We start from the raw sequence: 12,038 nt of genomic DNA, 5'->3' as shown, positions 1-12,038 counted from the left end.
CTAGTCGAGGTAGCCGCGCAGCTGGTCCGCGTAGGCATGGTCCCGCAGCTTGGTGAGGGTCTTGGACTCGATCTGGCGGATGCGTTCGCGCGTCACGCCGAAGATGCGTCCTATCTCCTCCAGGGTGCGGGGCCTTCCGTCGTCCAGCCCGTAGCGGAGCTGGACGACCTTCCGCTCGCGCTCGCCGAGGGTGGACAGGACGTCCTCCAGGTGGCGGCGGAGCAGCAGGAAGGCGGCGGACTCCACGGGGGAGGCGGCGTCGCCGTCCTCGATGAGGTCGCCGAGGGCGACGTCCTCCTCCTCGCCGACGGGCGCGTGCAGCGAGACGGGTTCCTGGGCGAGGCGGAGGACCTCGCCGACCCGCTCGGGGGCCAGGTCCAGCTGGGCGGCGACCTCCTCGGCGGTGGGCTCGTAGCCGCGCTCCTGGAGCATCCGGCGCTGGACGCGGATGACCCGGTTGATGAGTTCGACGACGTGCACGGGGACGCGGATGGTCCGGGCCTGGTCGGCGAGGGCCCGGGACATGGCCTGGCGGATCCACCAGGTGGCGTACGTGGAGAACTTGTAGCCGCGCGCGTAGTCGAACTTCTCGACGGCCCTGATGAGGCCGAGGTTCCCCTCCTGGACGAGGTCGAGCATGGTGAGGCCGCGGCCCACGTACCGTTTGGCGACGGAGACGACGAGGCGGAGGTTGGCCTCGATGAGCTTGCGCTTGGCGATCCGGCCGAGGACGACGAGCCGGTCCAGATCGCCCGCCAACCGGGTGTCCAGATCAGGGGTGTTGGCGAGTTTCTCCTCGGCGAAGAGCCCCGCCTCGACACGGCGGGCGAGTTCGACCTCCTCCTCGGCGCTGAGCAGCGGGATGCGGCCGATCTCGCGCAGGTACTGGCGGAAGAGGTCGGAGGAGGGCCCGTTGCCGCCGGGGTCGCCGGTGCGGCGGCGCTGGGGCGGGATCTCGGGGACCTCGGGGACCTCGGATGTCCCGGCGATCTCGGGGAGTTCGGCCTGCTCGTCCGGTTCGGTGGTCTGGATCTCGGTCTGCACGGTGGGCGACCTCCAGGAGGGGCGGAACGACACCGTCACCCAGTGTGGGGTACGACACATCGCCGCCACGAGGGGCGTGCGGTGACTTTTTGAGACCGCCCCGTGACCGAACGTGCGTCAGAGGGCCGCGGCGCCGTTGTTCCGGAGGGACTGCCCGTACTGGGTGAGGACCCACAGCTCGTTCTGCACGGCGGCGAGCTGCTCGGGGTCGCCGTTCGCGCCGAGCCGGGCCAGGGTGCCCTGGACGTCGCGGATGCGGCGGTCGACGGCGCGGAGGCGGACGGTGACGAGCTGGTCGCCGGCGTAGGCCTCGTCGACGGTCTTGGCGAAGATCGTCTCGACGGCGAGTTCGGTGACGAGGGCGCGGACCGAGTCGTTGGGGGCGGCCTCGCGGACGGCGTCGAGGTAGTCGGAGGGGGCTCCGGTGGCGCCGCCCGCGTCCATGACGCACTGCCGCACGGCCGCGTACGGCGGGGCGGTGAACTCGTCGGTCCCGTACGCGTCGAAGGCCGGGGAGACCAGCTCGGGCCGCTGGAGGGCGAGCTTGAGGAGCTCCCGCTCGGTGCGGTGCGCGGGGCTGCGCAGGTTGAGCGCGGGACCCGAGGGGGCGGCGGCCGGGGCGGGGGTGTCGTACGTCCGCTGGGGCTGCTGCGGCCGGCCGGGGCCGCGCTCGCCGCCCTGCCGCTGCCAGCGGGCGATCTGGGCGACCCGGCGGACGACGAACTGGGTGTCGAGGATGCCGAGCATCCCGGCGAGCTGGACGGCGACCTCGTGCTGGGAGGCGATGTTCTTGATCTTCGCGACGATCGGCGCGGCCTCGTCGAGCGCGGCGGCGCGGCCCGCCGGGGTCTCCAGGTCGTAGCGGGTCACGATCTGGCGGAGGGCGAACTCGAAGAGCGGGGTGCGGGGCTGGACGAGCTCGGCGACGGCCTCGTCGCCCTTGGCGAGCCGGAGTTCGCAGGGGTCCATGCCGTCGGGCGCGATCGCGATGTACGTCTCGGCGGCGAACTTCTGGTCGTCCTCGAAGGCGCGCAGGGCGGCCTTCTGGCCGGCGGCGTCGCCGTCGAAGGTGAAGATGACGCGGGCCGAGCCGTTGTCCATGAGGAGCCGGCGGAGGATCTTGATGTGGTCGCCGCCGAAGGCGGTGCCGCAGGTGGCGATGGCGGTGGTGACGCCGGCCAGGTGGCAGGCCATGACGTCGGTGTAGCCCTCGACGACGACGGCCCGGCTGACCTTGGCGATGTCCTTCTTGGCCAGGTCGATGCCGTAGAGCACCTGGGACTTCTTGTAGATCGGCGTCTCGGGGGTGTTGAGGTACTTGGGTCCGTTGTCGTCGTCGCGGAGCTTGCGCGCGCCGAAGCCGACGATCTCGCCGCCGACGTCCTTGATCGGCCACATGAGGCGGCCGCGGAAGCGGTCGATGGGGCCGCGGCGGCCGTCCTGGGAGAGGCCGGAGAGGATCAGCTCCTTGTCGGAGAAGCCCTTGCCGCGCAGGAAGCGGGTGAGGTGGTCCCAGCCGGCCGGGGAGTAGCCGACGCCGAAGTGCTCGGCGGCGGCCTGGTCGAAGCCGCGCTCGGCGAGGAACTTCCGGCCGATCTCGGCCTCGGCGGAGCCGAGTTGGTCGGCGTAGTACTGGGCGGCGATCTTGTGGGCCTCGATCAGCCGGATGCGTTCCCCGCGCTGGTGGCCGGGGTTGTAGCCGCCTTCCTCGTACCGCAGGGTGATGCCCGCCTTCGCGGCGAGGCGCTCGACCGTCTCCGAGAAGGAGAGGTGGTCGATCTTCATCACGAAGGCGATGGTGTCGCCGCCTTCCTGGCAGCCGAAGCAGTGGAAGAGTCCCTTGCTGGGGCTGACCTGGAAGGAGGGCGACTTCTCGTCGTGGAAGGGGCAGAGGCCCTTGAGGTTCCCGCCGCCCGCGTTGCGCAGCTGGAGGTACTCGGACACGACGGCATCGATCGGGACCGCGTCCCGTACCGCCTTCACGTCGTCATCGTTGATCCTGCCTGCCACGCGTGAAGTCTACGGGGGTCCGGGGGCGATCAGATCAGGCTCTCCAGGGGTACGGAGGGGTCGGCGAGGGCTTCTGTGGCCACGGTCGTACGGGCGCGGATGAGGGCCTGGATCGGTTCTGTGACGTCCCACACATTCACGTTCATGCCGGCGAGGACGCGGCCCTCCTTGAGCCAGAAGGCGATGAACTCGCGCTTGCCGGTGTCGCCGCGGACGACGACCTGGTCGTACGAGCCGGGCGGCGCCCAGCCGGAGTACTCCATGCCGAGGTCGTACTGGTCGGTGAAGAAGTAGGGCACGCGGTCGTAGGAGACGCGCTGCCCGAGCATGGCGCGGGCGGCGGCCGGGCCGCCGTTGAGGGCGTTGGCCCAGTGCTCGACGCGGAGCCGGGTGTGCAGCAGCGGGTGGTGGGCGGCGGCCACGTCCCCGGCGGCGTAGATGTCCGGGTCGGAGGTGCGCAGGGACTCGTCGACGGCGATGCCGCCGCCGTCGGCCCGGTCGACGAGGGCGAGCCCGGAGTTCTCGGCGAGGGCGGTGCGGGGCGCGGCGCCGATCGCGGCGAGCACGGCGTGCGCCGGGTGCTCCTCGCCGTCGTCGGTGCGGACGGCGAGGACCATGCCGTCCTGGCCGACGATCTCGGTCAGCCGGGCGCCGAAGTGGAAGCGGACGCCGTGGTCGGTGTGCAGGTCGGCGAAGAGCTGGCCGAGCTCGGGGCCGAGGACCCGGTACAGCGGGGTGGGGTCGGCCTCGACGACGGTGACCTCGGCGCCGTAGCCGCGGGCGGCGGCGGCGACCTCCAGGCCGATCCAGCCGCCGCCGGCGATCACCAGGTGACCGTTGTCCCGGCCGAGGCCGGCGAGGACCTGGCGGAGCCGGTCGGCGTGGGCGAGCCGGCGCAGGTGGTGGACGCCGGCGAGCTCGGTGCCGGGGACGTCGAGGCGGCGCGGCTCGGCGCCGGTGGCGAGGAGCAGCTTGTCGTAGCGGATGAGGGTGCCGTCGCCGAGGCGGACGGTGCGGGCCTCGCGGTCGATGGCGGTGACGGACTGGCCGAGGCGGAGCTCGATGTCGTTCGCCGCGTACCAGGCGGCCTCGTGGACGAAGACGCTGTCGCGCTCCTTGGCGCCCGTGAGGTAGCCCTTGGAGAGCGGTGGGCGCTCGTACGGGTGGTCGCGTTCGTCGCCGATGAGGATCACCCGGCCGTTGTACCCCTCGGCGCGCAGGGTCTCCGCCGCTTTGGCCCCTGCCAGGCCCCCGCCGACGATGACAAAGGTCTGATCTGCGTCGACCACGTCGTTTCCTCCTCGTTGCGACCGGTTCCAACCTACGCCCCCGGGCGTTCGTCCCGTCGTACCTCCCCGGGCCGTGCCTGCGAGGGTCCCGTACGGAGGGAGGTGACGGAAGAGGCCCTACGCGGAGCGGGCGCGCAGCCGGGCGTGGAGGGCGCGGGCGGAGGCGTCCGTGAGGCCGGCGATCTGGTCGACGATGACGCGCTTGCGGGCCCGGTCGTCGGGGGCGCGGTCGAACGCGGCCCGGAACTGCGGTTCGAGGCCGTCGGGGGCGCGGGCGACGAGGGCCTCGGCGAGCTCGGAGACGACGACGCGCTGGTCGGCGCGGAGGGCCTCCTGCTCGGCGCGCTGCATCACGTACCGGTCGGCGACGGCCTTGAGGACCGCGCACTCGTTGCGGGTGGTGCGGGGGACGACGAGTTCGGCGCCGTACCGCGTGAGGCGGCCGGGGCCGTACGCCAGTCGGGTGGCGCTCTCGGCGGCGAGGCAGAAGCGGCCGATGAGCTGGCTGGTGGCGTCCTTGAGGCGGGCCTGCGCGACGGCCGAGCCGTCGTAGCCGTGCGGCCACCAGTCCTGGTCGACGAGCCGGTCCAGGGCCTCGGCGAGCTCCTGCGGGTCGGTGTCCTCCGGTACGTAGCGGCCGATGGCGACGGCGAAGACGTCGGCGCGCTCGGGCTCGGCGTACAGCATGTTGGGGTCGATGTGCCCGGCGTGGAGTCCGTCCTCGAAGTCGTGGACCGAGTAGGCCACGTCGTCGGACCAGTCCATGACCTGGGCCTCGAAGCACTTGCGGTGGGCGGGGGCGCCCTGCCGGATCCACTCGAAGACGGGCAGGTCGTCCTCGTACACGCCGAACTTGGACGAGCCGGGGTCCTCGGGGTGACCGCCGCGCGGCCAGGGGTACTTGGTGGCGGCGTCGAGCGCGGCGCGGGTGAGGTTCAGTCCGACGCTGACGAGCTCCCCCTCCTGGTCCTGGACGAAGCGCTTGGGCTCGATGCGGGTGAGGAGCCGGAGGGACTGGGCGTTCCCCTCGAAGCCGCCGCAGTCCTTGGCGACGTCGTTGAGCGCCTGCTCGCCGTTGTGCCCGAACGGCGGGTGGCCCATGTCGTGGGAGAGGCAGGCCGCCTCGACGAGGTCGGGGTCGCAGCCGAGGGCGGCGCCGAGCTCCCGGCCGACCTGGGCGCACTCCAGGGAGTGGGTGAGCCGGGTGCGGGGGCTGGCGTCCCAGGCGTGGCTGCGCGTCCCGGGCGTGACGACCTGCGTCTTGCCGGCGAGCCTGCGGAGCGCGGCGGAGTGCAGCACGCGGGCGCGGTCCCGCTGGAAGGCGGTGCGCCCGGGGCGTTTGTCGGGCTCGGCGGCCCAGCGCTCGGTCGCGGCGGAGTCGTAGCCCGTGGTGTCTTCGGCGCCCGTGGTGTTCCTGGTGTCCTCGATGCCTTCCATGCCTCGAAGGTAACCGGAGGGACCGACAGAAACGGTCACATGGCCGCGAGTTCCCTCAGGGGACGGGTGGCGGTCCTGGCCTGGTCGTAGCGGTGCAGGACCAGGCGGGCGAGGGCCGGGTGGGCGCCGAGCGGTGCGGAGGCGAGCCAGGGGGCGTGGGCGGCGGCGCGGGCCGCGAAGAGTCCCGGGGCGGTGAAGCAGGAGGCGACGGCGACCCGGTGGCGCCCCCGGGCGGCGAGCGCCCGGACCGCCTCGGGGACGGTGGGCGCGGCGGCGGAGGCGTACGCCGGGACGACGGGGACGCCGCCCAGGCGCTCGCCGAGGAGTACGGCGATCTTCCGGATCTCGGCGCCGGACCTCGGGTCCCGGGAGCCGGCGGAGGCGAGGACGACGCCGTCTCCTCCGGCCGGGGTCCAGCCGGCCTCCGCGAGGCGCTCGGCGAGGGCCTCGACGAGGAGGGGGTGGGAGCCGAGGGGTTCGGCGACGCGGACCCGTGCGCCCGCGCGGCGGGCGGCGGCGGGCAGGTCGTGGGTGACGTGGTGGCCGGGGGCCAGGAGCAGGGGGGCGAGGATCGCGTCCCGCCCTTCCCCGACGAGCTCCGTGAGCACGTCTTCGAGGAGCGGTTCGTTCAGCTCCACGTGCGCGAGGCGGACGTCGAGGCCGGGGCGGAGCTCGCGGACGCGGCCGAGGAGGCGGCCCAGGGTGGCGCGGGCACGGGGGTCGCGGCTGCCGTGGCCCACGGCGACGAGGACGGGGGCGTGCACGGGTGGGCGCGTCCCCGGGCGGGGGAGGTGGCTGAGCCGGGTCCCGAGCTGCTCGGTGATCCTGCCGAGCAGCCCGGCGGCGCTGTCGAACGTGCTGTCCGGGTCCGTCATGGACCGATCCTGGACGGAGCACGTTGCCTGCCCGTTGCGCGGGGGTCACGGCTGTTTTCCGTGACCTCACGGGCTCCGCCCCCGTGGTGTCAGCCGGTCGTCCAGACCCGGAGGGGGCCGATCGTCCCGAAACCGGCGGCGAGGGCGGGGGGCAGGTCGTCGCCCGATTCGTAGCCGACGACCGGACGGTCCGCGGGGGCGGAGGCGAGGACGCCCGCCCAGGCGAGGGACGGGTCCGTGCCGGGAGTGGCGAAGAGGTTGGAGACGCCGGTGACGCGGGGGCTCGTGGTGAGGACCGCCCCGCCGAGGAGCCGGCCGTCGTCCCCGTGGCCCGCGAGGATCGTCGTGGCCGGGTCGGCGAGGAGTTCCGGGCGGAAGAGCATCGCGTCCCCGGCGTCGCCCCCACTCCAGGCGAGGGCCCAGGCGTCGAGTTCCTCCGGGCTGCGGACCGGGCGCCAGTCGCCGGTGGCGGCGGGGGCGGGGGGGAGGCCGGCGGGGCGGGCGATCCACTGGGCCTCGAAGAGGAGCCGGAAGCCTTCCGGCTCCAGGTCGAGGCGCGCGTAGCTGTCCTTGACCGAGGTCCAGGGGATCGTGCGGTCGATGCCGTCCAGGACGTCCTTCGCCGCCGCGTCCTCCGTCAGCGTCACCGCCTCCGGGTAGTAGAGCGGTGTGCGGACGGAGCTGGTCCAGGCGCGGGGGCCGAAGGTGCCGGTGAGCCCGTGGGCGCGGCACATCGTCTGGCACCAGTCGGCGTTGTTGCGGACGGCGTCCCCGAGGACCTCGTCGTCAGTGATCATGACAGCGGATCGTACGAGGACCTCGCCCCTTCCCTCCCCTCTTTTTTCCTTCCGAATCACGGAATATCTTTTCCGGTATGAGAATGTCCCCGCCCGCGCTCCCCCGGCGCGCCGCAGCCGAGTTCGTCGGCACCGCCGCGCTCGTCGCCGTCGTCGTCGGCTCCGGCATCCGCGCCGACTCCCTCAGCCAGGACATCGGCGTCCGGCTGCTCGCCAACGCCGCCGCCTCCGCCCTCGGCCTCGGGCTGCTCATCGCCCTGATCGGCCCGCTCTCCGGCGCCCACCTCAACCCCGTCGTGACGCTCTCCGAGTGGTGGTCCCGGCGGCACGAGGGCAAGGGACGCGACGTCCCCGTCTACATCGCCGCCCAGCTCGCCGGGGCCGTGGCCGGCGCCCTGCTCGCCGAGGCGATGTTCGGGCGGGCTCCCGGCTCCTGGCCCACCGGGCCGCGCGCGGACCCGCACCTGCTCCTCGGGGAGGCCGTCGCCACCGCCGGGCTCGTCCTCGTCGTGCAGGGGCTGCGCCGCATCGGCCGCCCCGGCCTCGCCCCGGTCGCCGTCGCGGCGTACGTCGGCGCGGCGATCTGGTTCACCTCCTCCGGGGCCTTCGCCAATCCGGCGGCCACCCTCGGCCGCTCCCTCTCCGACTCGTTCACCGGCATCGCCCCCGCGTCCGTGCCCGCCTTCGCCGCCGCGCAGCTGCTCGGGATGCTGCTCGGGATGGGCCTCGCGGGTGTGTTGTACGGAACAAGCCGGGCTCCCGGTGAACCGAACGCCGGCGAGGCGCGTCGGACGGGGTGACAGAACGCCACCGAACCACGGAGGTTCCCGCATGCCGGCACGGCTCACCCGGCTGATCCCCCGCACCACCCGGGCCCGCCGCCGTACCGTCCAGGCCGTGATGCTGGGCGCCGTCCTCGCGCTCGCCCCGGCGACCTGGATGCAGACCGCGGCCGCCGGGAAGCTCCGTACCACCGCCGACGTACCCGCCCGGGACGTCGCCGTCGTCTTCGGCGCGGGCCTCTGGAGGGGGCGTCCGACCCCGTACCTCGCGCACCGGCTCGACGCCGCCGCCGAGCTGTACCGCACGGGCAAGGTCCGGGTCCTCCTCGTCACCGGCGACAACAGCCGGACCTCCTACGACGAACCGAGCGCCATGCGCGCCTACCTCACCGCGCGCGGGGTGCCGGACGGCCGGATCGTCAGCGACTACGCGGGCTTCGACACCTGGGACTCCTGCGTCCGCGCCCGGAAGGTCTTCGGCGTCGACCGGGCCGTCCTCGTCACCCAGGACTTCCACATCAAGCGGGCCGTCGCGCTCTGCGACCGCGCGGGGGTCGACTCGTACGGGGTCGGGGTCCCCGAGCCCCACGACCGCACCTGGTACTACGGCACCACCCGCGAGCTCTTCGCGGCGGGCAAGGCCGCCCTCGACGCCGGACTGCGCCCCGATCCGCACTTTCTGGGACCGGAGGAGAAGGGGGTCGCGAAGGCGCTCTCGTCGGCCGCCGGGACGCGCTGAAGGCGTCCGGCTGCGACCCGAGAACCGGCCTCACCCGGCACGGCCCACCGGCCGGGCCCCGGCCTCACCCGACACGGACCGCCCCGCGGAGCGCCCCGCACCCCGCCCGTAATACGCCGCGCCGCCCTCCGTAACACTCCGGACGCACGCTGGCGCCATGTCCGACTCCGCCGCCGTCCCCACCCACTGCCCCTACTGCGCCCTGCAGTGCGGCATGTCGCTCCGCCCCACCGGCACCCCGGAGCTGCCCGCCGAGGTGGTCGAGCGGTCCGACTTCCCCGTCAACCGGGGTGCCCTGTGCGGCAAGGGCCGTACCGCCCCCGCCGTGCTCTCCTCCCGGGTCAGGCTCACCGGGCCCCTGGTCCGACGCCCTGACACGGGGGCCCTGGAACCCGCCTCCTGGGAGGAGGCGCTCGCCGCCGTCGCCGACGGGCTGCGCCGGACCCGCGCCGACCACGGCCCCGACGCCGTGGGGGTCTTCGGCGGCGGCGGCCTCACCAACGAGAAGGCGTACGCGCTCGGCAAGTTCGCCCGGGTCGTGCTCGGCACCTCGCAGATCGACTACAACGGGCGCTTCTGCATGTCCTCCGCCGCCGCCGCGCACCAGCGGGCCTTCGGCCTCGACCGGGGACTCCCCTTCCCCCTGGAGGACGTCCCGAGGACCGGCTGCGTGATCCTCGTCGGCTCCAACCTCGCCGAGACCATGCCGCCCGCCCTCCGCCACCTCACCGAGCTGAAGGAGAACGGTGGGAAGCTGATCGTCGTCGACCCGCGCCGCACCCGCACCGCCGAGCAGGCCGATCTGCACCTCGCGCCGCGCCCCGGCACCGACCTCGCGCTCGCCCTCGGGATGCTGCACCTCGTCGTCGCCGAGGGGCGCGTCGACGAGGAGTTCGTCGCCGCGCGCACCACCGGCTGGGAGGGCGCCCGCGCCGGGGCCATGTCCCACTGGCCCGAGCAGGTCGAGCGGATCACCGGCGTGTCCGTGCCCGAGCTCCGCGCGGCCGTCGCGCTGTTCTGCGAGGCCGAGAACGCCATGGTGCTGACCGCGCGCGGGCCCGAGCAGCAGTCCAAGGGCACCGACACCGTCGGCGCCTGGATCAACCTGTGCCTCGCCACCGGCCGGGCCGGCCGGCCGCTGAACGGCTACGGCTGCCTCACCGGCCAGGGGAACGGCCAGGGCGGCCGCGAGCACGGCCAGAAGGCCGACCAGCTGCCCGGCTACCGCAAGCTCGACGACCCCGCCGCACGCGCGCACGTGGCCGGCGTGTGGGGCGTCGCCCCGGAGTCCCTGCCGGGGCCCGGGCGGAGCGCGTACGAGCTCCTCGACGCGCTCGGCGGCGAGGTGAGGGCGCTGCTGCTCATGGGATCCAACCCGGTGGTCTCCGCGCCGCGCGCCGCGCACGTCGAAGGGCGCCTCCGCTCGCTCGACTTCCTCGCCGTCGCCGACGTGGTGCTCTCCGAGACCGCCGAGCTCGCCGACGTCGTCCTGCCGGTGACCCAGTGGGCGGAGGAGACGGGGACCATGACCAATCTGGAGGGGCGGGTGCTGCTGCGCCGCCGCGCCCTCACCCCTCCGGCGGGCGTCCGCAGCGACCTGGAGGTGCTGCACGGGCTCGCCGGGCTGCTCGGCCGGGAGAAGGGCTTCCCGACCGACCCGGAGGAGGTCTTCGAGGAGCTGCGCCGCGCCTCGGCGGGCGGGCCCGCCGACTACGCGGGCATCAGCTACCGGCGGATCGAGGAGGAGCAGGGCGTCTTCTGGCCCTGCCCCGAGCCGGAGCACCCGGGCACGCCCCGGCTGTTCCTCGACCGGTTCGCGACGGCCGACGGGCGGGCCCGGTTCGTGCCGGTGGTGCACCGGGCGGCGGCCGAGGAGACGGACGCCGACTACCCGGTGGTCCTGACGACCGGCCGGGTCGTGTCCCAGTACCAGTCGGGGGCGCAGACCCGCCGGGTCGACGAGCTGAACGCCGCCGCCCCGGGCCCCTTCGTGGAGCTCCACCCCCGGCTCGCCGAGCGGCTCGGGGTCGCCGAGGGCGAGCGGGTCGCGGTGGTCTCGCGGCGCGGGCGGGCCGTCGCCCCGGCCCGGATCACGGCGTCGATCCGCCCGGACACCGTCTTCATGCCGTTCCACTGGTACGGGGAGGGGCGGGCGAACACGCTGGTGAACCCGGCGCTCGACCCGGTCTCGCGGATGCCCGAGTTCAAGGTGTGCGCGGTCCGCCTGGAACCGGTCGCTCGTCCTTCCTGAACCAGTCGCCGCTCTCGATGACCGGGCCGAGGGGCGCGTCCGGGGCCGCCAGGAACACCCACGCGGACACCCGCGCCCCGTCCCGTACCCGTTCGACGTCCATCGCGACCCGCTCGTACCCGACGGGCAGCTCCAGGCGGTCGAGCAGCCCGAACAGGTCGCTGTAGTCGCCGGGCGAGGGCGTGAGCAGGGTGCCGACCACCCGGCCCTCGTGCGCCGGGACGACGTACGGATAGCCGGGCCCGTCGTGCAGGACCGCCCCGTGCAGCACGGCGTCCGCCTCGGTGCCGATCCGGCCGGCGAGGAACCGGTCGTGGTTGTACGCGCCCGGGCGCAGCGTCCCGTACACGAAGAACGGCCGCTCCTCGTGGGCCGGGGTCTCGATCAGCCGCGCCGCCGTGGTCTCCCGCTCGACCCAGCGGGCGTACTCCTCGCTCACGCGGGTCACGCGGGTGGCGAGGATCTCGGGCGTCTCGTAGTCGTGGGCGGAGAGGAGGTACGTCTCCAGGGCCTGGTAGTGGGCCTCGGTGGTCTTGAACACCACCTCCCACTCCTCGGTGGTCTCGATCGCGCCCTGCCAGTGGTAGACGGAGGTCACGGGCCCGTTGATCTGCGCGCAGGCGACGAGCCGCGCCTCGACGGCGCCGCGCGCCAGGGCGTCGGCCTTGGCGCGGGCGTCGGTGGTGGTGCGGACGGTGACGATCACGTCTCCACCGTACGGGCGAACTGGGCGGCGTGCAGCCGGGCGTAGGCGGCGACGAGGAGGGAACGGTACGGATCACGCCTGGTCCGGAGCGCGTACGTGCCCGGTCAC

General features: G+C 74.0%; 10 protein-coding genes. 3 read left to right on the top strand and 7 right to left on the bottom strand.

Annotation, left to right across the window (positions count from 1 at the left end; all coding sequences use genetic code 11):
• The 6 genes from ACH4TP_RS15675 to ACH4TP_RS15650 all read right to left on the bottom strand — a co-directional run bounded on the left by ACH4TP_RS15675 (window position 1) and on the right by ACH4TP_RS15650 (window position 7,452).
• On the bottom strand, window positions 1–1,044 hold the full coding sequence (locus ACH4TP_RS15675; RefSeq protein ID WP_398178384.1) for an RNA polymerase sigma factor: 1,044 nt from the start codon (window positions 1,042–1,044) through the stop codon (window positions 1–3).
• Window positions 1,045–1,161: 117 nt separating this feature from the next.
• On the bottom strand, window positions 1,162–3,054 hold the full coding sequence (gene dnaG, locus ACH4TP_RS15670; RefSeq protein WP_389221667.1) for a DNA primase: 1,893 nt from the start codon (window positions 3,052–3,054) through the stop codon (window positions 1,162–1,164).
• A gap of 29 nt (window positions 3,055–3,083) precedes the next feature.
• Window positions 3,084–4,343 (bottom strand): NAD(P)/FAD-dependent oxidoreductase, encoded by a 1,260-nt coding sequence (locus ACH4TP_RS15665; RefSeq protein ID WP_398178387.1) that lies wholly within the window; start codon window positions 4,341–4,343, stop codon window positions 3,084–3,086.
• A 117-nt stretch (window positions 4,344–4,460) separates the two neighbouring features.
• A complete protein-coding gene (locus ACH4TP_RS15660; RefSeq protein ID WP_389221671.1) occupies window positions 4,461–5,780 on the bottom strand; it encodes a deoxyguanosinetriphosphate triphosphohydrolase in 1,320 nt (439 codons plus the stop codon).
• A 35-nt stretch (window positions 5,781–5,815) separates the two neighbouring features.
• Window positions 5,816–6,655: a sirohydrochlorin chelatase gene (locus ACH4TP_RS15655; RefSeq protein ID WP_398438156.1), complete on the bottom strand. Its 840-nt coding sequence runs from the start codon at window positions 6,653–6,655 to the stop codon at window positions 5,816–5,818.
• Between the two features lie 89 nt (window positions 6,656–6,744).
• On the bottom strand, window positions 6,745–7,452 hold the full coding sequence (locus ACH4TP_RS15650; RefSeq protein WP_398438154.1) for a hypothetical protein: 708 nt from the start codon (window positions 7,450–7,452) through the stop codon (window positions 6,745–6,747).
• A 77-nt stretch (window positions 7,453–7,529) separates the two neighbouring features.
• Here ACH4TP_RS15650 and ACH4TP_RS15645 point away from each other — a divergent pair, with 77 nt between their 5' ends.
• The 3 genes from ACH4TP_RS15645 (at window position 7,530) to ACH4TP_RS15635 (ending at window position 11,224) form a co-directional block, all read left to right on the top strand.
• The gene (locus ACH4TP_RS15645; protein WP_398178396.1) at window positions 7,530–8,252 is read left to right on the top strand and encodes an aquaporin; all 723 of its coding nucleotides are present in this window, start codon (window positions 7,530–7,532) and stop codon (window positions 8,250–8,252) included.
• 31 nt (window positions 8,253–8,283) lie between these two features.
• Window positions 8,284–8,973 (top strand): vancomycin high temperature exclusion protein, encoded by a 690-nt coding sequence (locus tag ACH4TP_RS15640; protein WP_398178399.1) that lies wholly within the window; start codon window positions 8,284–8,286, stop codon window positions 8,971–8,973.
• A gap of 157 nt (window positions 8,974–9,130) precedes the next feature.
• Window positions 9,131–11,224, top strand: coding sequence for a molybdopterin oxidoreductase family protein (locus ACH4TP_RS15635; protein WP_398178402.1), 2,094 nt, complete (start codon window positions 9,131–9,133; stop codon window positions 11,222–11,224).
• On the opposite strand, the gene cutA is transcribed toward ACH4TP_RS15635, so the two are convergent.
• Window positions 11,178–11,930 (bottom strand): divalent cation tolerance protein CutA, encoded by a 753-nt coding sequence (cutA, locus tag ACH4TP_RS15630; RefSeq protein ID WP_389221683.1) that lies wholly within the window; start codon window positions 11,928–11,930, stop codon window positions 11,178–11,180. The two genes, ACH4TP_RS15635 and cutA, sit on opposite strands and share 47 nt — an antisense overlap.
• Window positions 11,931–12,038: the final 108 nt, after the last annotated feature.

Source organism: Streptomyces sp. NPDC021012 (genome assembly GCF_044333355.1).
Classification (GTDB): Bacteria; Actinomycetota; Actinomycetes; order Streptomycetales; family Streptomycetaceae; genus Streptomyces.
The sequence above is the reverse complement of the archived record's forward strand: the minus strand, read 5'-3'. Positions and strand labels throughout refer to the sequence as shown.